The 22,978-nt window shown below is 66.6% G+C and carries 23 protein-coding genes and 1 tRNA gene; 19 read left to right on the top strand and 5 right to left on the bottom strand.

What is annotated here, in order from left to right; translation table 11 throughout:
- Positions 1 to 90: 90 nt before the first annotated feature.
- Positions 91 to 828 (top strand): SIMPL domain-containing protein, encoded by a 738-nt coding sequence (locus tag ADADO0_RS20780; protein WP_511307095.1) that lies wholly within the window; start codon positions 91 to 93, stop codon positions 826 to 828.
- 3 nt (positions 829 to 831) lie between these two features.
- On the opposite strand, the gene mazG is transcribed toward ADADO0_RS20780, so the two are convergent.
- Complete coding sequence (gene mazG / locus ADADO0_RS20775; RefSeq protein WP_511307094.1) at positions 832 to 1,662, bottom strand: nucleoside triphosphate pyrophosphohydrolase; 831 nt, start codon at positions 1,660 to 1,662, stop codon at positions 832 to 834.
- A 72-nt stretch (positions 1,663 to 1,734) separates the two neighbouring features.
- Between mazG and ADADO0_RS20770 the strand changes: the two genes are divergently transcribed.
- Complete coding sequence (locus tag ADADO0_RS20770; RefSeq protein WP_511307093.1) at positions 1,735 to 2,199, top strand: SAM-dependent methyltransferase; 465 nt, start codon at positions 1,735 to 1,737, stop codon at positions 2,197 to 2,199.
- A gap of 29 nt (positions 2,200 to 2,228) precedes the next feature.
- Complete coding sequence (locus tag ADADO0_RS20765; protein ID WP_511307092.1) at positions 2,229 to 2,804, top strand: hypothetical protein; 576 nt, start codon at positions 2,229 to 2,231, stop codon at positions 2,802 to 2,804.
- Here the strand turns inward: ADADO0_RS20765 and ADADO0_RS20760 are convergent.
- The 3 genes from ADADO0_RS20760 to ADADO0_RS20750 are packed head-to-tail and all read right to left on the bottom strand — an operon-like array spanning position 2,762 to position 5,819.
- Positions 2,762 to 3,838, bottom strand: a complete 1,077-nt coding sequence (locus ADADO0_RS20760; RefSeq protein ID WP_511307091.1) for a YcjF family protein — start codon at positions 3,836 to 3,838, stop codon at positions 2,762 to 2,764. The genes ADADO0_RS20765 and ADADO0_RS20760 overlap by 43 nt on opposite strands.
- A 9-nt stretch (positions 3,839 to 3,847) precedes the next feature.
- Positions 3,848 to 5,296: a YcjX family GTP-binding protein gene (locus ADADO0_RS20755; protein WP_511307090.1), complete on the bottom strand. Its 1,449-nt coding sequence runs from the start codon at positions 5,294 to 5,296 to the stop codon at positions 3,848 to 3,850.
- 4 nt (positions 5,297 to 5,300) lie between these two features.
- Positions 5,301 to 5,819: a SixA phosphatase family protein gene (locus tag ADADO0_RS20750; protein WP_511307089.1), complete on the bottom strand. Its 519-nt coding sequence runs from the start codon at positions 5,817 to 5,819 to the stop codon at positions 5,301 to 5,303.
- A 257-nt stretch (positions 5,820 to 6,076) separates the two neighbouring features.
- Here ADADO0_RS20750 and ADADO0_RS20745 point away from each other — a divergent pair, with 257 nt between their 5' ends.
- From ADADO0_RS20745 to ADADO0_RS20685, 13 genes are all read left to right on the top strand, one after another.
- A complete protein-coding gene (locus ADADO0_RS20745) occupies positions 6,077 to 7,348 on the top strand; it encodes an NAD(P)/FAD-dependent oxidoreductase (RefSeq protein WP_511307088.1) in 1,272 nt (423 codons plus the stop codon).
- A 155-nt stretch (positions 7,349 to 7,503) separates the two neighbouring features.
- Positions 7,504 to 8,355: a MipA/OmpV family protein gene (locus ADADO0_RS20740; protein ID WP_511307087.1), complete on the top strand. Its 852-nt coding sequence runs from the start codon at positions 7,504 to 7,506 to the stop codon at positions 8,353 to 8,355.
- A 202-nt stretch (positions 8,356 to 8,557) separates the two neighbouring features.
- The gene (gene dksA / locus ADADO0_RS20735; protein WP_511307086.1) at positions 8,558 to 8,974 is read left to right on the top strand and encodes an RNA polymerase-binding protein DksA; all 417 of its coding nucleotides are present in this window, start codon (positions 8,558 to 8,560) and stop codon (positions 8,972 to 8,974) included.
- A gap of 141 nt (positions 8,975 to 9,115) precedes the next feature.
- The gene (locus tag ADADO0_RS20730) at positions 9,116 to 9,421 is read left to right on the top strand and encodes an ETC complex I subunit (protein ID WP_511307085.1); all 306 of its coding nucleotides are present in this window, start codon (positions 9,116 to 9,118) and stop codon (positions 9,419 to 9,421) included.
- Between the two features lie 116 nt (positions 9,422 to 9,537).
- Positions 9,538 to 9,614: transfer RNA gene (locus ADADO0_RS20725), tRNA-Arg, on the top strand.
- Between the two features lie 96 nt (positions 9,615 to 9,710).
- Positions 9,711 to 9,929: a hypothetical protein gene (locus ADADO0_RS20720; protein ID WP_511307084.1), complete on the top strand. Its 219-nt coding sequence runs from the start codon at positions 9,711 to 9,713 to the stop codon at positions 9,927 to 9,929.
- Positions 9,930 to 10,165: 236 nt separating this feature from the next.
- Positions 10,166 to 10,327, top strand: coding sequence for a hypothetical protein (locus tag ADADO0_RS20715; RefSeq protein ID WP_511307248.1), 162 nt, complete (start codon positions 10,166 to 10,168; stop codon positions 10,325 to 10,327).
- 10 nt (positions 10,328 to 10,337) lie between these two features.
- Positions 10,338 to 10,424, top strand: coding sequence for a K(+)-transporting ATPase subunit F (gene kdpF, locus ADADO0_RS20710; protein WP_511307238.1), 87 nt, complete (start codon positions 10,338 to 10,340; stop codon positions 10,422 to 10,424).
- Positions 10,425 to 10,473: 49 nt separating this feature from the next.
- Complete coding sequence (kdpA, locus tag ADADO0_RS20705) at positions 10,474 to 12,183, top strand: potassium-transporting ATPase subunit KdpA (RefSeq protein WP_511307083.1); 1,710 nt, start codon at positions 10,474 to 10,476, stop codon at positions 12,181 to 12,183.
- Between the two features lie 18 nt (positions 12,184 to 12,201).
- Positions 12,202 to 14,253, top strand: a complete 2,052-nt coding sequence (gene kdpB, locus ADADO0_RS20700; RefSeq protein WP_511307082.1) for a potassium-transporting ATPase subunit KdpB — start codon at positions 12,202 to 12,204, stop codon at positions 14,251 to 14,253.
- 177 nt (positions 14,254 to 14,430) lie between these two features.
- Positions 14,431 to 14,994 (top strand): potassium-transporting ATPase subunit KdpC, encoded by a 564-nt coding sequence (gene kdpC / locus ADADO0_RS20695; protein ID WP_511307081.1) that lies wholly within the window; start codon positions 14,431 to 14,433, stop codon positions 14,992 to 14,994.
- A gap of 149 nt (positions 14,995 to 15,143) precedes the next feature.
- Positions 15,144 to 17,816, top strand: coding sequence for a DUF4118 domain-containing protein (locus ADADO0_RS20690; protein ID WP_511307080.1), 2,673 nt, complete (start codon positions 15,144 to 15,146; stop codon positions 17,814 to 17,816).
- Positions 17,813 to 18,496, top strand: coding sequence for a response regulator (locus tag ADADO0_RS20685; protein ID WP_511307079.1), 684 nt, complete (start codon positions 17,813 to 17,815; stop codon positions 18,494 to 18,496). Before ADADO0_RS20690 ends, ADADO0_RS20685 begins: the two co-directional genes overlap by 4 nt.
- 375 nt (positions 18,497 to 18,871) lie before the next feature.
- Here ADADO0_RS20685 and ADADO0_RS20680 read toward each other — a convergent pair whose 3' ends face one another.
- Positions 18,872 to 19,072, bottom strand: coding sequence for a hypothetical protein (locus ADADO0_RS20680; protein ID WP_511307078.1), 201 nt, complete (start codon positions 19,070 to 19,072; stop codon positions 18,872 to 18,874).
- A 248-nt stretch (positions 19,073 to 19,320) separates the two neighbouring features.
- Between ADADO0_RS20680 and ADADO0_RS20675 the strand changes: the two genes are divergently transcribed.
- From ADADO0_RS20675 to ADADO0_RS20665, 3 genes are all read left to right on the top strand, one after another.
- Positions 19,321 to 21,120: a potassium/proton antiporter gene (locus ADADO0_RS20675; protein WP_511307077.1), complete on the top strand. Its 1,800-nt coding sequence runs from the start codon at positions 19,321 to 19,323 to the stop codon at positions 21,118 to 21,120.
- A gap of 57 nt (positions 21,121 to 21,177) precedes the next feature.
- On the top strand, positions 21,178 to 21,480 hold the full coding sequence (locus ADADO0_RS20670; protein ID WP_511307076.1) for a hypothetical protein: 303 nt from the start codon (positions 21,178 to 21,180) through the stop codon (positions 21,478 to 21,480).
- Between the two features lie 130 nt (positions 21,481 to 21,610).
- A complete protein-coding gene (locus tag ADADO0_RS20665) occupies positions 21,611 to 22,810 on the top strand; it encodes an aminotransferase (protein ID WP_511307075.1) in 1,200 nt (399 codons plus the stop codon).
- Positions 22,811 to 22,978 lie beyond the last annotated feature (168 nt).

Here is a 22,978-nt window from a genome sequence, read left to right as displayed (position 1 = left end):
CGGGGAACAACCGGGCGTCGTCAAAGCGCCCCATTGGCGCCGCGTTCGCGGGATGGTGTGTGCGCGCATTTTGTCCGAGCGGAGAACTCCATGATTGCCCAAAGGCCGCGTCAGCGGACCATTGTCGTGTGCCTGATGTCCCTCGCGTTCGCATGCGCTGCCCTCGGGCCGGCGCGGGCGCAGGAGGTCGCGCGTGCGACACTGAGCGTTGTCGGGGAAGGGCAGGTGAGTGCCGTGCCTGACATGGCGACCTTCTCCACCGGCGTCGTCGCCTCCGCCAAGACCGCCGAGGAGGCGTTGGCGGCCAATTCCAAGTCCATGTCGGACCTGATCGCCGCCGTGCGTGATGCCGGGATCGAGCAGAAGGACATTGCTACGTCCGGCTTCTCCATCCAGCCGCAATATTCGCAACCCACCCAGAACAACCGGGAGCCGCCACGCGTGGTCGGCTATGAGGTGCGCAACACCGTGACGGTGAAGGTGCGCGATCTGACCCGCCTCGGCACGCTGCTGGATCGCATGGTCCAGGCTGGCGCCAATCAGGCCGGGGGTCTGCATTTCGGGGTCGCCGAGCCGCGCGTGCTGGAGGAAAAGGCCCGCATCGCGGCCCTTCAGGATGGCATCGCGCAGGCCAAGACCCTCGCCGAAGCCGCCGGCGTTCGCCTGCTGCGCCTGCGCCGCATCGCGCCTGGCGAGCGCGGCGGTGTGGCCTTCCCTGCGCCGCCGATGATGATGATGAAGGCGGACGCCCGCGCCGTGCCGGTGGAAGCCGGCGAGATCAGCGCTCAGTCCCAGGTTACGCTGGTCTACGACATCGAGCCGCTCTGAGGCTCAGGCCTTACGTTCAAGCAGTTTCGCCTCGGTCCACAGGGCTTCCATCTCGTCCAGGCTTGCCTGGGCGGGGTGGCGGCCTGCGGCTTCGAGCCGATCTTCCACATGGCCGAAGCGCCGGGTGAACTTTTCGTTTGTGCCCCGCAGTGCCGCTTCCGGGTCAACGCCGGCATGGCGCGCCAGATTGACCACCGCGAACAGCAGATCGCCGACCTCGTCCTTGATGGCGTCGGTCCCGCCCGCATCGAGGGCTTCGCCCACCTCCTCCGTCTCCTCTCGGATTTTGGCGAGCACCTGCCGGGCATCGCGCCAGTCGAAGCCGACTTTTCCAGCTTTCTCCTGAAGCTTCAGCGCTCGGGTCAGCGCCGGCATGGTGACAGGCACGCCGTCCAGCGTCCGCCCGGTGCCTTCCGCGGGGAGGCCGGCCTGCGCGCGGCGCGTCGCCCGCTCGGCCTTTTCCTGCGCCTTGATCTGTCCCCACAAAGCCTTCACCGCCTCCGGCGCCAAGTCTCGCGTGTCGCCAAAGACGTGGGGGTGTCGACGCACGAGCTTCGAGGTGATGGCCTGCACCACATCGCCGAAATCGAACTTGCCGGCCTCCTGACCCATCTGCGCATGGAACGCCACCTGGAGCAGCAGGTCGCCCAGTTCGTCTGTGAGATCGTCCATGTCATCGCGTGCGATGGCGTCGGCCACCTCATAGGATTCCTCAATGGTGTAGGGCGCGATGGTGCTGAAATCCTGCTCCAGGTCCCAGGGACAGCCGGTGCCGGGGGTGCGCAGCGCGGCCATGATTTCGAGGAGGCGCGCGATGTCACGGGATGGCTGCATGGGGAACTCCGTCGTGCGGCGTGGGCGATGCCACTCTTTCCTCTATGATGCGGGCGAGGGAGAGTGCAAAGCATGAGTGCGGAAACCAGCGATATCCGGCCTGGAGAGGTGGGCGTCATCCTCCCCGAAGCGTTCGACGCCGGGCTCTATTTCATCGGCCGCATCCGTACGCCCTGGACGCGGCGGCAGGATTGCCCCCGGCGCGGCGCCGCCGATGGGCCGGTGTGCCGGCTGGAGATCGATCCACGCTGGGCCGCGGCGTTGCAGGACGTGTCGGCCCTTGCCCGCCTTCAGGTGCTCTATTGGATGGACCGGGCGCGGCGCGATCTGGTGCTGCAAAGCCCGAAGCGGGAGGGCACGCGAGGTACCTTCTCTATCCGCTCGCCGGTGCGGCCCAACCCCATCGCCTCCTCTGTGGTCGATTTGGTGGGGGTGGAGGGATTGGTTGTGTCGGTGCGCGGGCTCGACTGCCTGGACGGCACCCCGCTGATTGACTTGAAGCCGGAATATTGCGCCTTCGCGCCGCCATCCCCTTAACCACAGCCTCGGGTCACTGGATGCCAGACATGAGCGATACCGACGGTCCCAATGGGCTCGTCTATTCCGCTAAGACGCGGCTGATTGGGCCGGGCACGCGATTTCACCTGCACGACGGGATGCTGGACTGGATCATGGGCACGCGCGCCGGATCGCTTGCCCTCGCGGACGTGGTGTCGGTGCGCCTGACCTTTAGCCTCGGCCAGCTCGGTGCGGCGCATTATTACATGCAGGTGCGCGGCAAAGCCGGGGAACACCTGAAGGTCGGCTCCATGTCGCGCAAGTCGGTGACGAGCTTCGAGGATAACGGCGCCGCCTACGCGGCCTTCGTGCGGGCATTTCACGCCGCGCTGCCGCGGACGGTGCGTTTCGAGGCGGGCCTGCCGACCTGGCGCTGGCGGCTGACGGGACTGGTGGGTGCAGTGACGGTCGGCTGTCTGCTCTGGTTGTTCGGCAAGGCGGCGGTGAACGGGCAATGGGCGATGATCGGCCTTCTGCTGCTGCTTTGCCCTATGCTGGCATGGCCGCTGGGCCAGACCTTGTGGCGCAACAGCCCGGCGCTCTATTCCCCCAGCAGCTTGCCGGCGCGCTTGCTTCCCGGCTGAACGCCGGCCTCTTCCTCCGCCTTGCGCAGCAGCCCGGAGGCGACATCGCCAAGCCGGGGGGCGGGCAGGGCGGCGAAGGGCATGGGCCGTGTTACCGCAATGGTGGCGAGCCCGAATCGGGCGGTGAGTAGACCGTTCACCACCCCTTCGCCGAGCCTGGCCGAGAGGCGCGCGGCGATGCCGTGCCCCACCAATTGCTGGACGATGCTGTCCCCCGCCGCCATTCCGCCGGTGACGGCGAGGTGGCTCACCACATGACGGATCAGCCGCACCGTGCCGAGCGCCCCCGGCCGGCCGCCGTAAAGCTGGGACAGACGCCGCATCAGCGACAGCGCGGTGAAAAGCACGAACAAAAGATCGACGATCGCGCGCGGCGATACCGCCGTCACCACCGAAACCCGCTTTGCGGCGTCCGAGACCATCTGGCGGGCGCGCGCATCCAGCGGCGCCATGAGCGTACGCTCGGTGAGGCGCACGAGGTCGGCACCATCGATGATCGCCCCAAGATGCGAGGACAGCTCGGTGCGGGCGCGCGCCAGGGTGGGCGTGGATTTGGTGAGGTGGAGAAGCTCGCGGGTGACGATTTCCGCCTCCGGCCGGTCGTCGGACGCCAGAGCCGCCATGGCGCGGTCGCGCGTCGCATCAAGGCTGGAGAGGCGGGTGAGGGCGAGAATCTCCCGCCCGGCAATGGAAAACGCCGCCACCGCCAGCAACCCGGCCAGGCACAGCCCGAGATATCCGAGCCATTCGGCACGCGCGAACAAATCCTCCACCAGCTTGGAGACCGCAAGGCCGATGCCGAGGCTGACAAGACCGCCCAGCGCGGACCAGAACAGGGTGCCGAGGCCGAAACGCGTGCGTGGCGCCGCCACGGCGGAGGCCGCAACCGGCACGCCGGCCTCGAACTCTTCGGCGATGTCTTCCGGCGTCTGGGCATCCGCGAAGGTGATGCCGGCCTCGTCGAGGCGGAACACCTGCGGGCGGGCGCCGTCGCCGAATGGTGCCGTGCCTGTCTTGCCTGCGACCTTTACCATTGCGTGTCCCTAGCCGAGCCGGTCGCCCAGCAGGAATTGGAGCGCCCGATCCAGCCGGATATGGGGAAGGGGCGTCTGAAGGCCAATGCCTGCGGGTGGGCGGAAGCGCAGAAAGCGGAAATCCGAATCTCCGCTGGCGAGGCCGCGAAAGCCGCCCATGTCAGGAGCGAAAAGAGCGTCGGGAGAGGCCGGCAGTTCGCCTGGAAACAGCGCCACCTCCTCCAGGCCATCAAACACATGGTTTCCCGTGTGCTGGCCCTTTTCCGGGGTGCCGACGATGGCGGCAAGGCGGCGCCCGTCCCGCGTCACCTGCGCTTCGCGCGTGGCGCGAACGGCGGCGATGGCGGCGATGTCCATGTGCGCGCCGCTCTGGCGTGCGCGGGCATAGGCGCGCTCGACCAAGCGGCGCAGGATCCCCTCGAGCCGGTCGTGGCTGGTGTGGTGGAGATGGTCGGCCTTGGTGGCGGCGAACAGCACCTTCTCGATGCGCGGTCGCCAAAGCGAGGAGAACAGATTGTTCCGGCCCACCCGGAAGGCGAGAAGGATCGCGTCCAGCGCCCGCTCCAGATCGGCAAGCGCATCCGGTCCCGCGTTCAGGGCCGCCAGCACGTCCACCAGCACGATCTGGCGGTCGAGCCGGGCGAAATGATCGCGGAAGAAGGGGCGGACCACGGCGTTCTTATAAGATTCAAATCGCCGCTCCATCATCGCCGCCAGCGATCCCGAGGGACTGGCGCCGGGCGGAATATCCAACGGCGCGAAGGTGAGGGCGGGTGAACCGTCCAGGTCGCCGGGCAGCAGAAACCGGCCCGGCGGCAGCAGGCTCATGGCGACCCGCTCGCTGCGGCAGGCGGTGAGATAATCCTTGAAGCGCGCCGCCAGCTTCTGGCCCACCGCCTCGTCGGCGGGCGCGCGGGGATCGATGCCGGAGAGCTCGGCGAGCATCTGCGCCGCCTGTTCGACGCGGGCGGGCGCGCGGGCAAGCCCCAAGCTGTCGCGGCTGAAGTCAGCATAGCTCATGTCCAGCAGCGGCAGGTCGAGCAGCCATTCGCCGGGATAGTCCACGAGGTCGAGCGTCAGCGAGCGCATGGTGCCGCGCTTGGAGGCGTAGCGGATCGCGAGGCGTAATTCGCTGACGCGCGAGGTCGAGGCGGGCCATTCGCGCGCCTCCGACAGGGTGCGGAAATGGTCCTCGAATGGAAAGCGCGGCACTACATCGTCCGGCTGAGGCTCCAGCACGGCGGAGGCGATGCGGCCGGAAGACAGCGCCTCGAACACCGGCATGCGTCCGCCCTGGGTGAGGGCCTGGATCAGGGCGGTGGTGAAGACCGTCTTGCCGGAGCGGGCGAGACCGGTGACGCCGAGGCGCAACGTGGGATGCGCGAAGTCATCAAGGCGGTCGGCGAAGGCACGCAGGCCGATCCGCGCCTCGTCCAGCAGGCGCGTTGAGGTCGCCATGGGCCTAGGCAATGTCCGCAAGCATGCGCGGCATCACGAAGCGGTCGAGCCGCCCGCTCTGGGGGGCGACGGCAGACCAGTCATCCACCGGAAGGTCGATGACCGCCAAGGCGCCGGTGGGAAACTTTTCGCCCATGTTGTCCCGCGCCGTGGCCGTCCCGTGCTGTACCAGCATCTCCGCAAGATCCTCCATGCCGGGGTTGTGGCCGACTAGCATCAAAGTGTGAACCTGGCCCGGCTGTTCCCGCACGACGCCGAGAAGCTGGCTGGCACTGGCCTCATAGATGCGCGGCTCGGTGGTGGCAGGCACAACGGGCAGTTGCCCGGAGACAAACTCCCAGGTCTCGCGGGTGCGCAGGGCCGGTGAAACCAACACAAGGTCCGCGATCAGGCTTTCCTGTGCCAGGTAGCGGCCCATGCGCGGCGCGGCCTCGCGGCCCCGAGGGGCAAGCGGCCGCGCCTGATCGGCGACATTCTCGGGCCAATCGGATTTGGCGTGGCGAAGCAGAAGCAGACGACGCATCGCACCATCGAACGACATTGAGGGGAAAGACCACCTTAAAGCCCGCGCCCCTCCGAGGGAAGCAAGACGGGCGGCGATGAGATCGTGGCGTTATGCGCGGTGACCCCCTCTCGCGATTGCCGGGAAGGGTTGGCGAGGGGGCCGGAAGCGGGAGAGGGAACAACGCGCCGCCCCGCGCCGCGCCCGCACAGTGCTGCTTTCGCTTCTGGCGCAACTCTCGCCTTTCTGCCAAAGATTGAGCAGGGGCAGGAGGTTTCATGGGGGCGACCGGGGCATTGGCGCGGGAAGATCTGGACTGCGACGTCTGCATCGTCGGCGCCACCCTGGCGGGGCTTTGGCTCGCCCTGTCGCTGGCGCTGCGCGGACGCACGGTCGTGCTGCTGGAGGCGACGCGGATCGAGCCTTATCGCGGCAGCGGCCTCGTGCGGCCCGGTCTCGGCCTCTCGGCCGTGGCGTTGTGCGCCCTCGCCGACCGGGACAGCGCCCGGCGCATTTATGACCTCTCCGCCGCCGCCGCGCGCGGTGCCGGGCGGGTGCTGGATGTGGTTGGGCTGGCGCCGCATTCCACCGGTATGCTTGCTTTGGCCGGTCCCCTGGGAAAACCGGATCTTCTGGAAGAGGTGGCGGCGCGCGATGTGCTGGGGCTTCCCGAACTCACCCACCTGAGCGCCCATCGGGTGCACGACACGCTGGGCATCGATGTTCCCGGCGGGGCGCTCCATGATCCCGATGCGGCGTCCTATGACGCCGCCGGGCTTCCGCAAATTCTCGCCTCCGCCGCGCGTGCGGCAGGGGTGCGGATTTTCGAGGCGGCGCCGATCCAGGGCACCGATCTAGACGGCGTGCGCAAATATCTCCACACCAAAGATCACCGGGTCCGTGCCGAGCATGTGGTGATCTCCACCGATCGCGGCCTTGGCCGTATCGCGCCCTGGCTCTCGCGGGGCCTCGGGGAAGCATGCTTCATCCAGGGCTCGTTTTCCCTCGATGGCGGCCGGTCGATGCCCTCCGAGGATGTCGTGGAAGGGGGCCGGCGCGGCGCGCGGTTCGCCTGGGACGGCACGACGCTGGACTTCACCGCCCAGGTCGCCTCGCTGGTTTCCCGCGAGGTGGCGGCAGCCTGCGTGCTTCGTCGGCACGCCGGGCGGCTGTATCCAGGGTTGAGGCATGCGGTCGCGGGGGATGCGCGCGGCTTCCGCCTGCGCAACGCGCATCACGGCCTGCCGCTGATCGGCGCGTTCCGGCCTGGCGTGTGGTTCGGCATCGCGCTGGGGGCGGAGCCGCTGGCCAATGCGGGCCTCGCCGCCGACCTGATCGGCGGCGCTATTATCGAGCGCGATGACCGCATCGAGGTTTTCCAGCGGTTCGCGCCGCGCTTTGCGTGGGGATGGCCGGGACGCGTCGCCCGGCAGGCGGGCTATTGGCTGGGGCGCACGGCAGATGCCTCCAGACGCGCCGAGGCGCGGCGCGAGGCACGGGCCGAGACGCTGGACGCCACGCAGGTGCCCATCCCGGTCGGGGACACTTGATTACGTTGCTGGAAAGGATGATTGCGGAAGCATTCTTGCAAATCCTTCGGCCATCTGCACTGTGACGTTCGGTTCGCATTGTGTCTTCCGGGCAACCAAGTGGCGGCGCGGAACTGCTATTCTGTCACTGATTTCAAGTTGAGGTATTGTGCGTCATGGGACAGCGGAGACTGTTGGGGCTGTGTGTCGGCGGCGCGCTCGCCCTGTCCAGCCTGCCTGCTTTGGCGCAGGAAAACTCCCTGTTTCCCGGCTTCAAGGCGCCTGATTTCGTCTTCGTCGAAGACAATTGGTACCTGACGCTCGGCGTCGGCGTACGGGTCGAGCCCACCTATCCCGGTAGCGACCGGTACCTCGGGGTTCCTTATCCGGTCATCAGCCTCTCCAAGGGCCGGGAACTGTTCAACTTCCAGAGCGTGGACGACAGCTCCTCGATCGCCTTCTTCGACCTGAACGGCCTCTCGGCCGGTGCCGCCTGGAGCGTGAGCCTCGGGCGTGACGAAGATGATTCGCCCCGTCTCGCGGGCCTTGGTGATATCGATCCCACGCTGGAAGCCGGCGGGTTCGTGCAATGGTTTCCGGTGTCCTGGTTCCGCCTGCGCGCTGAACTCATGTACGGCATGGGCGGCTTCAGCGGCTTCGTCGGCAATGCCGGCGCGGACTTCATCGCGCCCTACGGCCCCTGGCGCTTCGCCATCGGCCCCCGCGTGAATTTCGCCGGGTCGAACTATATGGAGTCGTTCTACGGCGTTACCCCGACGCAGTCGCTCTTCGCCGGCATCTTCAACAACAATGTCCCGGTCTATACCGCCGGCAGCGGCATCGAATCCTGGGGCCTGACGACACAGGTCACCCGCGATCTCGGCAAGGGCTTCACCTGGGGCATGTATGCCAGCTACGAGTATCTGGTCGGCGACGCCGCGAACTCTCCGCTGGTCTCCAACAAGAATCAGTTCTCAGGCGGCATGTCTCTGAGCTACGCGTTCAACCTCGGCAAGGCGTGGTGGTGAGCCTGAGGCAGCGGGAGCTTCGCTGTCTGACGCTGCTATTTGCCGAGAAACGCTTCAGTGCGAGCACATTTAGCGTGCAATACGCCTATTGAATCGTCCCGTCGCGCGTTCGTGGTCGCTCCCCTGTTGTCGGCGGGCGAGGGGATGGCTATAAGCGCGGCGACCCGACGGGATCAGCGAAGCTGTATCGAGGACATTGCTGATGTCGATCCAAATCGACCAGGACTATCGCCCCCGCGAGGACGAGCCCTTCATGAACGACAGGCAGCGGGAATATTTCCGCATCAAGCTGTTGAACTGGAAGGACGACATCCTGAAGGAGGCGCGCGAAACGCTGCAGCACCTTCAAGACGAAAACCAGAACCATCCGGATCTGGCGGACCGGGCCTCTTCGGAGACCGACCGCTCGATTGAGCTGCGTGCGCGTGACCGCCAGCGCAAGCTCATTTCCAAGATCGATGCTGCCCTCCAGCGCATCGAGGATGGCAGCTATGGTTTTTGCGAGGACACGGGGGAGCCCATCTCCCTGAAGCGGCTTGAGGCTCGCCCGATCGCGACCCTTTCCGTGGAAGCGCAGGAGCGCCACGAGCGGCGTGAGCGGGTCTATCGCGACGACTGACGCGTTCTGCGTGTTGGAGATGCTTGCGTGCGGCATCGGCTGCGTTGCCTTTGGCGCGCGGCCTAAGCTAGAATTGTTGCAATGATGGAATTTGCGGCGTCGGCGATGTTCCTCCGGTGCGCGAACGAGGGCGGGCGAGTGATGGTGGCACGCATCTTCAAGCCGGCACGCAATGCGATGCAGTCCGGCTTTGCCAAGACCAAGCACTGGACCTTGGAATATGAGCCCGAGCGGCCGCGCAGCATCGATCCGCTGATGGGCTACACCTCCTCCGGTGACATGCGTAGCCAAGTTCACCTCCAGTTCGCCACCAAGGACGAGGCTGTCGCCTATGCCGAGCGCCATGGCATCGCCTATCAGGTGATTGAGCCGCACGAGCCGGCGCGTCGTCGCATGGCCTATTCCGACAATTTCACCTTCCGCCGCGCCGGGCAGTGGACCCACTGATCCATTTCGCCTGTAGTGCGTGCGAGCATCATTTCGTGCGGCTTCACCGGCGACTTTGCCGATCAACACGGACATGGTTTTGCAGCCGCGTCGCGTTACGGTAGAAGCAGCCCGCTGGCCCCGTAGCTCAGCCGGATAGAGCAGCCGCCTTCTAAGCGGCAGGTCGCAGGTTCGAGCCCTGCCGGGGTCGCCAAAGATAATTGAGCCCACGGACACACAGGCTTGGTTTTCGACATCGCGACGTCAAGCGTAGTCTTTGCGCTCAGCGATTGATTCTCGGGACACGACATTGGCGAACAAACCACAGGACTTGAAGGCACGGGCCGAGGCGGTGTTCAACCGGCCGGCGGCGCCATCCCCGGTCGTCCCGGAGGCCGATGCCGCCCAGGTCAAGATGGCGCGCCTGAAGGCCCTGCGGGAGGCCAGTGAAAAGGCCGAGGCAGAGCGGGCGGAGATCGCACGCGAGAAGGCCCGCCGCGCTCGCGAAGCACGCGAACTGAAGCGGTAAGAGCGCCACCGCCCGCGTCTGCGCGCGCGCAGACGCGGGCGCCTCGACCGGACAACGCCGGGCGGCAGTGCCTTGAGCCCTGTCCTTGATATATTGCGCCGCGATTTTACGGATTCCCCGCGCCGAAGCGTCCCCGCTTGTGCGCGAATGCCGAGCTTTCGGCCGCTGCCGGCGGGGCGGATGATGGATCCGCAAGCCAAACGCGGGTGCTCCCGAGCGGCCCTTATGAATTCCTTATGCGGCTCCCGCAAACCCATATCGCCCCTTTACGGGATCAGCGGCTAGCGTCTGAGGCCTCGAACGAGGTCTTTCCCATGCTCGACATTCTCTATCTGACCATCGGCCTTTTCTTCTTTGCGCTCATGGCGGTCTACGCCCGCTGGGCAGCACAGGCGTGAGGGCGGCACCATGATCGATCTCCTTCTGGCTGCCGCCGTTTCGCTGGGCCTTGCGGCCTATCTGGTCGTCGCTCTGCTCCAGCCCGAGCGGTTCTGAGCGCGCGCGCTCGTCCCTCCTTCTCTCCTGACATTCGGAACAACACGCCATGACCTCCAACGGCTGGCTTCAAATCGCATTGATCTTCGTGGTGGTGATTGCCACCGCGGCGCCGCTCGGCCTGTTCATGGCGCGGGTCTATGCGGGTGAACGCACGTTTCTCACGCCGGTCTTCGGGCCGGTCGAACGCCTGATCTACCGGGCCGCCGGCATCAACCCGGCCGCCGACCAGGGGTGGGTCGGCTATACCCTCGCCATGCTGGCGCTGAACGCCGCCGGTTTCGCGCTGCTCTACGGCATCCTGCGTCTGCAACACCTGCTGCCGCTGAACCCGCAGGGCTTCGCCGGCACCTCGCCGGACCTTGCCTTCAACACGGCGGTCTCATTCGTCACCAACACGAACTGGCAGTCCTATGTGGGCGAAGCCACCATGAGCACCTTCACCCAGATGTTCGGGCTGGCGGTGCAGAACTTCCTGTCGGCCGCCACCGGGCTTGCGCTCGCCGTTGCTTTGGTGCGCGGCTTCTCGCGCTCCAACGCCGCCGGGGTCGGCAATTTCTGGGTCGACGTCACCCGCTCCACCCTCTACGTGCTGCTGCCGCTCGCCTTCGTCACGGCGATCGCGCTGGTGGCGCTCGGCATGCCGCAGACCCTTCAGGGCTCGGTAGCGGCGACCACGCTCGATGGCGCGCAGCAGACCATCTCGATCGGGCCGGTGGCGTCCCAGGTCGCCATCAAGCAGCTTGGCACCAACGGCGGCGGCTTCTTCAACGCCAATGCCGCCCATCCGTTCGAGAACCCGACCGCGCTCGCGAACATGCTCCAGGTCTGGCAGATGCTCGTCGTGTCGGTGGCGATCGTGTTCGCCTTCGGCAAGATGATCGGCTCGCCGCGTCAGGGCTACGCCATCCTGGGGGTCATGATGATCCTTCTGGTGGCGGCCTGCGGCCTTGCTTATTGGGCCGAAGCCTCGGGCACGCCGATCCTGCACGCGGCGGGCCTCGACCCAACCGGCGGCAACATGGAAGGCAAGGAAGTGCGTTTCGGCGTCGCCCTGTCCGCCATGTGGGCGGCTGTCACCACCGGCCTGTCGTGCGGCTCGGTGAACGCCATGCTCGGTTCCTTCACGCCGCTGGGCGGGATGGTACCACTGGTCATGATCAAGCTCGGTGAGATCCTGCCCGGCGGCGTCGGGTCCGGCCTCTACGGCATGCTGGTCATGGCCATCATCGCGGTGTTCGTGGCGGGCCTGATGGTCGGCCGCACGCCGGAATATCTCGGCAAGAAGATCGAGGCCAAGGAGGTGAAGATGGCGGTGCTTGCCACCCTCATCCTGCCGGTCTGCGTGCTGGGCTTCTCGGCGGTCGCGGCGGTGTTGCCGGGTCCTCTGGCGGGCGTCGGCAATGGCGGTCCCCATGGCCTGAGCGAGGTGCTTTACGCCTATGCTTCCGGCACCGGCAACAACGGTTCGGCCTTCGCGTCGCTCTCCGCGAACACGCCCTGGTGGAACACCACGATCGGCATCGCCATGCTGCTCGGCCGCTTCGCCTACATCATTCCCATGATGGCTATCGCCGGCTCGCTTGCGGCCAAGACGCGCCTCGCGCCTTCGAGCGGGACGTTCCCGACCGATGGTCCTTTGTTCGTGGCCCTGCTGATCGGCATGATCCTCATCCTCGGTGGCCTGCAATTCTTCCCGGCGCTCGCCCTCGGCCCGATTGCCGAGCAGGTGCAGATGCTCGCCGGCAAAACCTTCTGATTTCGGGAGATTGGTCCCATGTCCACGAAAAGCGTCGCCTCCGTCGCGACCCCTGAAATCTTCTCCCGTGCCGCCGTCGATGCCCTGAAAAAGCTCGACCCGCGGCTGCTGGTGAAGAACCCCGTCATCTTCGTCACCGAGGTTGTGGCGGCGCTGGTCACGGTCTTGTTCGTCCGCGATCTCGCGGCCGGCCATCCCGTGGCCTTCACCGGCCAGATCATGGCCTGGCTGTGGTTCACCGTGCTGTTCGCCAATTTCGCCGAGGCGGTGGCGGAAGGGCGGGGCCGCGCCCAGGCGGAAAGCCTGAAGCGCTCCCGCACCGATGCGGTGGCGAAGAAGCTGGACAATCCGGCGAACCGCAATGCCTTCACCAAGGTGTCGGCCCTCGACCTGAAGGTGGGGGATCACGTCCTGGTGGATGCCGGCGACCTGGTGCCCGGCGACGGCGAGATCGTCGAGGGCATCGCCTCGGTGAACGAGGCGGCCATCACGGGTGAATCCGCCCCGGTCATCCGCGAAAGCGGTGGCGACCGTTCCGCCGTTACCGGCGGAACGACCGTGGTGTCGGACTATCTCATCGTGCGCATCACCGCCGCGCCCGGCTCCTCCTTCATCGATCGCATGATCGCGCTGGTGGAGGGCGCCGAGCGGCAGAAGACGCCGAACGAGATCGCCCTGACCATCCTTCTGGTCGGCATGACGCTGATCTTCCTGATCGCCGTCGTCACGCTCTATGGCCTCGGCCTTTATGGCGGCACGGTACTGGCGATCCCGGTGCTGGTGGCGCTGCTGGTCACGCTCATCCCCACCACCATCGGCGGGCTGCTCTCGGCCATCGGCATTGCAGGCATGGACCGTCTGGTGCGGCAGAACGTGCTCGCCATGTCCGGCCGCGCGGTTGAGGCGGCGGGCGACATCGACACGCTGCTGCTTGACAAGACCGGCACCATCACCTTCGGCAACCGCATGGCCACCGAGATCGTGCCCGTGCCCGGCGTGTCCGAGCGCGAGGCCGCCGAGGCCGCCGTTCTGGCATCGCTTGCCGACGAGACCGCGGAGGGGCGCTCGATTCTCGCCCTGGTGCGGGAGAAGCACGGCCTCGACGTGCAGACCATCCCGGATGGGGCGAGCTTCGTGCCGTTCTCGGCGCAGAGCCGCCTCTCCGGTGTGGATCTGAATGGCCGGCACCTGCGCAAGGGCGCGATCGATTCGGTGCGGCGGTTCGCCTCCGAGTCCTCCGGGCACAAGGTGACCGAACCCGCCGAGTTCGCGGCGGCGGTGGACCGCATCGCACGCTCCGGCGGCACGCCGCTCGGTCTGGTGGACGGCGGACGCATCATCGGCGTCATCCACCTCAAGGACGTGGTGAAGCCGGACATCAAGGAGCGCTTCGCCGAGCTTCGCCGCATGGGCATCCGCACGGTGATGGTGACGGGCGACAACCCGATCACAGCCGCCGCCATCGCCTCCGAGGCGGGGGTCGACGATTTCATCGCCGAGGCCACCCCGCAGGACAAGCTCAGCTACATCAGGAACGAGCAGCGCCAGGGCCGCCTCGTCGCCATGTGCGGCGACGGCACCAACGATGCCCCCGCGCTCGCCCAAGCCGATGTCGGCGTCGCCATGCAGACCGGCACCCAGGCGGCGCGCGAGGCGGGCAACATGGTGGATCTCGACAGCGATCCGACCAAGCTGATCGAGATCGTCGGCATCGGGAAGCAACTCCTGATGACGCGTGGCGCGCTGACCACCTTCTCCATCGCCAACGACGTGGCGAAGTATTTCGCCATCATCCCGGCGCTGTTCATCGTCGCCATCCCCGAGTTGAACGTGCTCAACATCATGGGTCTCTCGACCCCTGAGAGCGCCATCCTCTCGGCGGTGATCTTCAACGCCCTCATCATCATCGCGCTGATTCCGCTGGCGCTGAAGGGGGTGAGCTACACACCCGGAAGCGCCTCCGCGGTGCTCGGGCGGAACCTCGTCATCTATGGCCTCGGCGGTGTGGTTGTGCCGTTTGTCGGCATCAAGCTCATCGACATGGCCGTCACGGCCCTCGGCCTCGCCTGAGACCGTCGCGATATGCGCGGTCGCTCCCTCTCCCGCTTGCGGGGGAGGACTGGGGAGGGGGCAGGAGCCTTAAGAGAAGCATTGCAACTCGCCGGTCCTCACCATTCCCCCTCCCTAACCCTCCCCCGCAAGCGGGAGAGGGAATAACGCAAAGGCCCCCTGAAGGGAGATCATCACATGCTCAGTCAGCTTCGCTCCGCACTCGTGGTCCTGATCGCAGTCTCCGCGATCACCGGCCTCGCCTATCCCTTGGCCGTCACCGGCATCGCCCAGACGGTGATGCCGGGCCCGGCCAACGGAAGCCTCCTGGTCCGCGACGGCACGGTGGTGGGCTCCGCCCTGATCGGTCAGGCGACCACGGGGGAGGGATATTTCCACCCCCGGCCGTCCGCAGCCGGAAACGGCTATGACGCGGCCAATTCCTCCGGCTCCAACCTTGCGCCCACCAGCGCCAAGCTGAAGGAGCGCATCGTCGCCGACGTCGCAAGCCTGCGCGATGCCGGCGCCACCGGGCCGATCCCCGCCGACGCGGTGACGTCATCCGGCAGCGGGCTCGATCCGGACATCTCGCCGGATTTCGCCCAGCTTCAGGTGGCGCGCGTGGCCAAGGCCCGGAACCTGCCCGATGCGAAGGTCGCGGCCCTTGTGTCCGCGCAGACCCAGGGCCGGGATCTCGGTGTGTTCGGAGACCCCAAGGTGAATGTGCTGAAGCTCAACCTTGCGCTCGACGCGTTGAAGTGAGTGCCTGGCCGGCACCTGTCGCGCCGGACTTGGCGCGGTCCACAGCGTGCTGCTTCGTGTAAAGTCACGAGACGGCGTTGACGCCCGAGCCGCCGGCTCGGGCGCGACGTCATTCCGAAAGACCCGTTTTTCCCGCCACCGGACCGCACATGAACCTGGAGGACAAACCGCGCGCCTCTCCCGATGCCCTGCTCGCGATGGCCGAGCGGGAGGGCCGGGGAAAGCTGCGTGTGTTCCTCGGTGCGGCACCGGGGGTGGGCAAGACCTTCGCCATGCTCCAGGCCGCCCGCGCCGCCAAGGCCGGGGGCGTGGATGTCGTGGCCGGCATCATCGAGACCCACGGGCGCCACGACACCGAGGAGGCGATGGCGGATCTTGAGGTGCTGCCCCGCCGACCGATTCATTATCGCAGCCATCTGGTGCCGGAGTTCGACCTCGAAGGCGCGCTCGCCCGCCGCCCCGGCCTGCTGCTGGTGGACGAATACGCCCATTCCAATGTGCCCGGCGCCCGCCACCCCAAACGCTGGCAGGATGTGCGGGATCTGCTGGACGCCGGCATCGACGTCTGGACCACGCTGAACATCCAGCATCTGGAAAGCCTCAACGAGGTGGTCCAGCGCATCACCGGCGTGCGGGTGCGCGAGACGGTGCCTGACACAGCTTTGCAAGATGCCGACGAGGTGCTGCTCGTCGACCTGCCGCCGGAGGAACTGCTGAAGCGGCTCGCCGAGGGCAAGGTCTATGTCCAGGACACGGCCGCGCGCGCCATCGAGCGGTTCTTCAAGCCCTCGAACCTCACTGCCTTGCGCGAGCTTGCGCTGCGCCGCGTCGCTGCGCGGGTGGACAGCGACCTCATGGAGCATATGCAGGGCGGCGCCATCGAGGGGCCTTGGGCCGCCGGCGAGCGCATCCTCGTGTGCGTCGGCCCCGATGTGTCCGCCGAGCGGGTGGTGCGCGAGGCCAAGCGGCTCGCGGATCTGGCCGACGCTCCCTGGTTCGCGGTGACGGTGGAGCGGCCCGGAACCACACTGGATACGGCCGGCCGCAAGCGCGTGGACGCGGCTCTGCGGCTCGCCGAAAGCCTGGGCGCGGAAACCCGCTCCCTGGTGGGGCCGGACCTGGTGGACGAATTGCTGCGCATGGCGCGGTTCGAGAATGTCACGCAGGTGGTGGTGGCGCAGGCCCATCCCGCCCGTCTCAAGCGCATGTTCGTGCGCACCCTCGCCGACGCGCTGGTGCGCAAGGCCAGCGGCATCGCCGTGCATGTGGTCACGTTCTCCGACGGCATGAGCGGCCCCACCGCGCTGCGCCGCTTTCCCCCGCTGGGAGAGCCGGCAAGCTATCTCGCATCGCTGGTGTTCGTCGCCCTGGCGACGTTGGCCGGAGAAAAGCTCACCGAGATCGTGCCGCTCCCTAACGTTTCGATGATCTATCTTCTGGCGGTGGTGATGCCGGCCATCATGTATGGCGTCTGGCCGGCCATCTTCGCCTCGGTGGTCTCGGCGCTGGCATACAATTTCTTCTTCATCGACCCGGTCTACACCTTCACCATTGCCAAGCCCTACGAGGTGCTGGCGCTGGTCGTGTTCCTGGTGATCGCGGTGCTCATGTCGGCGGTGGCGGGACAATCACGCGAGCAGGCGAAGGCCGCGACCGTGCGGGTGCGGGCCTCGCGGCGGCTGTTCGAGTTCACTCGCAAGCTCTCCTCGCTCGCCGATACCGGCTCCATCGCCGAGGCGGCTGCCTCCGAGATTCACGCCATCATCGGCCGCCCGGTCACTTTGCTGGTGCCCAACGGCCCTGACCTGAACCTCGCCGCCGCCTGGCCGCCGGAGGACCGGCTCGACACCGCCTCGCTCAGCGCCGCGCGCTGGGCGTTCGAGCGCAGCGAGCCGGCTGGGGCACGCACCGCCACCCTCCCGAGCGTGCCCTGGCTGTTCCTGCCGCTGCGGGGGCAGGCGGGGAACGTGGGCGTGCTGGGCGTGGAGAGCCTCGCCAGCCGGCCGGATCTGGACCCGGAGGCGCGGGTGCTGCTCGACACGCTGGCGGATCAGACCGCCTCCGCTTTGGTGCGCGCCGCGCTGGCGGACGAAATGGCCGGGGTGAAAAGCGCCGCCGAGGCGGAGCGGGTGCGCAACATCCTGCTGGCCTCCATCAGCCACGATTTTCGTACCCCGTTGTCCTCGATCCTCGGCGCCGCCTCCAGTCTTTCCGACTATGGCGACATCATCGATCCCGAACAGCGGCGCGACCTGCTGCTTCAGGTGCGCGAGGAGGCCGAGCATCTGGACGGGATGGTGCGCAACCTGCTCGCCATCACCCGCCTGGAGGCCGGAGCCCTCGACCTGCGCCGCGACTGGACCGACCTTGCCGAGGTGGTCCACCAGGTGGTGGGCGCTGCCCGCCGGCGCGGGGCGCACCAATTGATCTCGGTGCGCCTGGAGCCCGACCTGCCTCTGATTATCGCCGATCCCATCCTGATCGGGCAGGCCCTGACCAATGTGCTGGGCAATGCGGTGATCCATGCGGGAAATACCGTATCCATCGAGGTCGCGGCGCGGCGCGAGGGCGAGAGTGTGGCGCTTTGCGTGACCGACGATGGCGTCGGCATTCCCCCCGATCTGCTGCCCCACGTATTTGAGAAGTTCGTCCGCTCCAGCCGCGAGGCGGACGGCGGGGAGGGGGCTGGGCTCGGCCTCGCCATCGCCAAGGGGATCGCGGAGGCCCATGGCGGCAGCGTGCGCGCCGAGAGCCCCGTGCCGGGGACCAACCACGGGCTGCGCATCACGTTCATCCTGCCCATTGGGGAGGAGGCGCCATGAGCGACCCGCTGGTTCTTGTGGTGGATGACGAGGCCGCGATCCATCGCTTCCTCAGTCCCGCGCTCACGGCGGCAGGCTATCGCGTGGCGCGCGCCGACGATGGCGCCGGCGGGCTGCGGCAGATCGCGACCCATCCCCCCGAAGTGGTACTTCTGGATCTTGGCCTGCCCGACATGGACGGGAAGGACGTGATCCGCCGGCTGCGGGAATGGTCCAGCGTTCCCGTCATCGTCCTCTCCGCCCGTGACAGGGAGGCCGAGAAGATCGAGGCGCTCGATCTCGGCGCGGATGATTTCGTCAACAAGCCCTTCAGCGTCGGCGAGCTGATGGCGCGCATCCGCGCCGCCTTGCGCAACGCCGCCGGCCAGAGCCGCGAGGAGCCGGTGCTGCGGGTCGGCGCGGTCGAGATCGACCGGGCGCGCCACCGGGTGACGCGCGACGGCACCGACGTGAAGCTCACCCCGCGCGAGTTCGACCTTCTGGCCTTCCTGGCGCGCCACGCCGGGCGGGTCGTGACCCACCGCCAGATTTTGCACGCGGTCTGGGGACCGGCGCATGTGCAGGACACGCAATACCTGAGGGTCTATGTGGGCCAGCTTCGGCAGCGGCTGGAAACCGACCCCGCCGTGCCCACTCTGATCGTCACCGAGCCGGGAATAGGCTACCGCATCGGCGAATGACGTGACGTTCTTTTGGGCAGGGCGCCGCATGCCTCATTCTGCGCGTCTTTGGTCTGTCTAGTGACGCTTATGCTTTGCGCCGAATGCCCCCGCTGCCGCCGCCGGTCCATCATTGGGCTCGGCAAGATGCATCTTCCCATCCCCGATGAGCCGGAAGCGGAGACAATCCGGCTAAGGTGCGACCTCTGCGGCAGCAAATCGGTGCGTGTTCTGCGCTTTCGCTCGCCGATCGAGGCCATGCGATTCGCGAACGCACGCGGCTGATCGCAGCTGGCATCGACCGCTCAGGTGGCATGAGCGGAGGATAGACTTTCAATCCGGATCATTTGCGCGCCTGACCGAGACCGCCTCCCGGTATCGGTCAGGCGAAGGCGCTTAAGCCGCGTAGGCGGTGTCCGCGTTGAAGGCGCGTTCGGCGGGAACCGTCACGCCGTGGCTCACGAGGGGGTAATCCGCCAGCAAGCCGCCATCCACGCCGAGCGGGTAAACCGCAAGGCCCGCAGCATAGGTGCGATCGCTTTCCGCGATCTCCAAGGCGAGATCCAGGTCAAAGCAGATGGTGTCGGGTTCTGCCAAAAGCGCGCCCGATGAGGTAAGTAAGTAAGCCCTTACGAGGTAAGCATAAGCTGAGAAATTCGAAGGCATGGCTTCAGTTCCCCGCCCTGTCATGACCGCGTTCCCCCCGGAACGACTTTCGAGCACATGACAGGCCAAGAACAGCATACGCCGCGAGCGGGGGAGCGGCTACAGTGGAATGCCCGCAAAATTTGATCGCCACCTGATACCTTCCCGACACCGAATCCGACACTTGGAACGACCTCCTGATGGCTGCAGTGTCCCTTTCCAATCTGGTGTTGTTGATCTGCGCCGCGCTGATCGTCGTGGGGACGCTGTCGAGCCTCGTGGCTGCGCGGTTCGGTGCGCCGATCCTGTTGGTGTTCCTTTTGGTGGGCATGGCGGCGGGTGAGGACGGGCCCGGAGGCATCCACTTCAGCGATTTCGGCGCCACCTACACGGTGGGGTCTGCCGCCCTTGCGGTGATCCTGTTCGACGGCGGCCTGCGCATGCGATTCTCCACCATGCGCGGGGCATTGGGGCCGGCGACGCTGCTTTCAACTGTTGGGGTGGTGGGCACCGCCGGTCTGGTGGCGTTAGCCGCCCTGCCGCTGCTGGGGCTTTCCCCGCTCCAGGCGATGCTGGTGGGGGCGATCGTGGCCTCCACCGATGCGGCGGCGGTGCTTTTTCTGGTGCGGGCGCAGGGGCTGCGGCTGGGCCGCCGGCTCGGCGCCGTGATCGAGATCGAATCCGCCACCAACGATCCGGCAGCGGTGATTCTTACCGTGCTTCTGGTTGAATTACTCTCCACCGGCACCGGCGATTTCGGATGGGCCATCCTGAGCGCGGTCGCCAGCGAAATGGTGGTCGGCGCGGTCTTCGGCGTGGCGTCGGGATTCGCGCTGTCGATGTTCCTCAACCGCATCGATCTTCCCGGCGGCCTCCAGCCGGTGCTGGTGGTGGCGTGGGCCATCCTGACCTTTGCCTTGACCGCGCTGCTTCACGGGTCCGGCTTCCTGGCCGTTTATCTCGCCGGGCTTATCCTTGGGAACCGTCCAGTTCGGGGCATCGCCGGCATCACCAGCTTCCACGATACCGTGACCTGGCTCTGCCAGATCGTCATGTTCACCATGCTCGGCCTGCTGGTTTCGCCGCATCGCCTGCTGGAGATTTTGCCGGCGGGCCTCGCCATCGCCGCCGTGCTGTTCCTGCTGGCGCGTCCTGCATTGGTCGCGGCGTGCCTCGCCCCGTTTCGCTTCACATTGCGGGAAACCGCCTTCATCTCCTGGGCGGGGCTGCGCGGCGCGGTCTCGATCTTCCTCGCCACCATTCCGATGCTGGCCCACCTGCCGCAGGCGGAAATCTATTTCAACATCGCTTTCATCGTCGTTCTGGCCTCTCTGATGCTGCACGGTTCGACCTTGGCGTTCGCCGCCCGGCGGCTCGATGTTGCGCTGGCGGAGCCCATGCGCGAGCCTCGGCGCTTCGAGATCGATCTGCCGGGACAGAGCGAGCATGAGCTTGTCGGATATCCCGTGGCGCCGAACCTGCCACCCATCACGCCCGCGCTTCTGCCCGATTGGGCAAGGCCCGTCCTGGTGGTGCGGGAAGGCCATATCCTGACGGCGGACGAGGCCGGCCCCCTGGTGGAGCGGGACTATGTCTATCTTCTCGCTCCCCCCGAACGGGTTCAGCAACTCGACCGGGTGTTCATCGTCGAGCCGGCGATCTGGGCGGCCGACGCCGCCTTCCCCTTCGAGGGAGACGTGCGCATCGGCGATATCGCCGATCTCTATGGTCTTCCCGCGCGCGAGAACGACCGCAACCTGACCATCGCCGACGCCTTCGCCGATCGCACCGACAACCGTCCCGCGCCGGGCATGCGCATGCCGCTCGGCCATGCCTCGATCGAAGTGCGGACGGTGGAGCATGGCCGGGTCACGCGGGTGGCACTGCGCTTTGAAAGCGCCGCCGGTGTGGAAGGGCGGGGCAAGACAAGCGGGTTCGCGCGGCGTATGCGACGCATTCTGTTGGGCGGTCCCTCGGACATCAACGATGTCCTGAAGTGATCACCGGCCGTCTTTAAGGCGATATTTTCGCCGAGCGTGGGCTTCACGGAGGTTCTCATGCGTTTGTTCACTCGTGGACGTGGCGACGACCCAAGCGCCCGCGCGGCGGCGCGGGATGCGGCGCGCGACCTGTCCGATAAGGTTCGCCGCTTGCTTGAACTCGATGATGAGGCGACCGTCTCCGTCACCGAGATCGCGTGTGGCGATCCCGCCTGCGGCGGTGCGGAAACGGTGATCCTGGTGATGCGGGCGGGGCAGCGCACGCAAGCCGCGAAGCTGATGAAGCCCCCATCCACCGTCACCGACGCGGAATTGCTCAGCGCGCTCGAACCACTGGGCGCACGCGGCACCCCAGCGTAACCCGGCCACGCCGCTTGAGATGTTCTCGCACCAAGCTTTCGACCAACCGTTCGCCGCTTTTATCCCTGCGGCAAAACGGCTAGATATTCGCCGCCGAGACACTTCATCAGACACCCTTAGATCCGACGCCATGACATTTGCCGCAGCATCGGCGCGCCAGAGCGCGCGCACCTTCAATCCGGTCTTCTCCAATTTGCCGACAACCGTATTCGAGGTGATGTCGGCATTGGCCCGTGAACATCAGGCGATCAACCTCGGGCAGGGCTTTCCTGACGATCCTGGCCCGGCCGACGTGCGCGCCAAGGCGGCCGAGGCTGTGGTGGATGGCTGGAACCAGTATCCGCCGATGATGGGCCTGCCGGAGCTGCGCCGCGCGGCCGCCGATCATTATCGCCACTGGCAGGGCGTCGATCTCGACCCGGATGCCGAGGTTATGGTGACCTCGGGCGCCACCGAAGCCCTGGCCGGCGCGCTGTTCGCGCTGATCGAGCCGGGCGACGAGGTGGTGCTGTTTCAGCCGCTCTATGACGCCTACCTGCCGCTGGTGCTGCGGGCGGGGGGCATTCCGCGCCTGATCCGGCTTGAGCCACCGCATTGGCGCATCACCGCCGAGGCGCTGGAGAAGGCGTTTACCCCGTGCACCAAGCTGGTGCTGTTCAACAATCCGCAAAACCCGACCGGCGTGGTCCACAGCCTGGAGGAGATGCAGCTTCTGGCGGACCATTGCATCGCGTTCGACGCCATCGCGGTGTGCGACGAGGTGTGGGAGCACATCGTGTTCGACGGCCGGCGCCACCAGCCAATGATGAGCCTGCCCGGTATGCGCGAGCGCACGGTGAAGATCGGCTCGGCGGGCAAGATTTTCGGCATGACCGGATGGAAGGTCGGCCTTGTCTGCGCCGCGCCGCCTCTGATGAAAGTGCTCAGCAAGGCGCACCAGTTCCTCACCTTCACCACTCCCCCGAACCTCCAGGTGGCGGTGGCCTATGGCCTGGGCAAGGACGATGGATATTTCGAGAGCATGCGAGCGGAGCTTCAGCGCGCCCGCGACCGGCTTGCCGGCGGGCTGACCAGCCTCGGCTTCTCCGTGCTGCCGAGCGCCGGCACCTATTTCATCTCCATCGACCTTTCGGCAATAGACCCAAAGCTCGACGACGAGGCATTTTGTCTCGATCTGGTCCGGCGCCACGGTGTCGCTGCTATTCCGGTGTCAGCTTTCTATGCGCAGGACGCTGTGCGCTCTGTTGTTCGTTTTTGTTTCGCCAAGCGCGACGCGACCCTCGATGGTGCGCTGCAGCGGCTGGCCCTGGCCTTACGTCAACCGCGTTAACCGCCGGTTGCGGGTAATTTTCGCTGTTCAAGTCAGATGATAATGCTTTTTGTCGACAAAATCGTGATCGCACCCAGCCGCGTGCGTGTGTAATTTAAGCTGGGGCGCATGTCGCATTGCGATGTGCATGAAAGGGTTTGAGGGACAATGGCAGCGGGGAAAAGATCT

The organism is Aquabacter sp. (assembly GCF_965279295.1).
GTDB lineage: Bacteria > Pseudomonadota > Alphaproteobacteria > Rhizobiales > Xanthobacteraceae > Aquabacter.
Note: the sequence above shows the minus strand (reverse complement) of the source record. Positions and strands in the feature narration are given on the sequence as shown.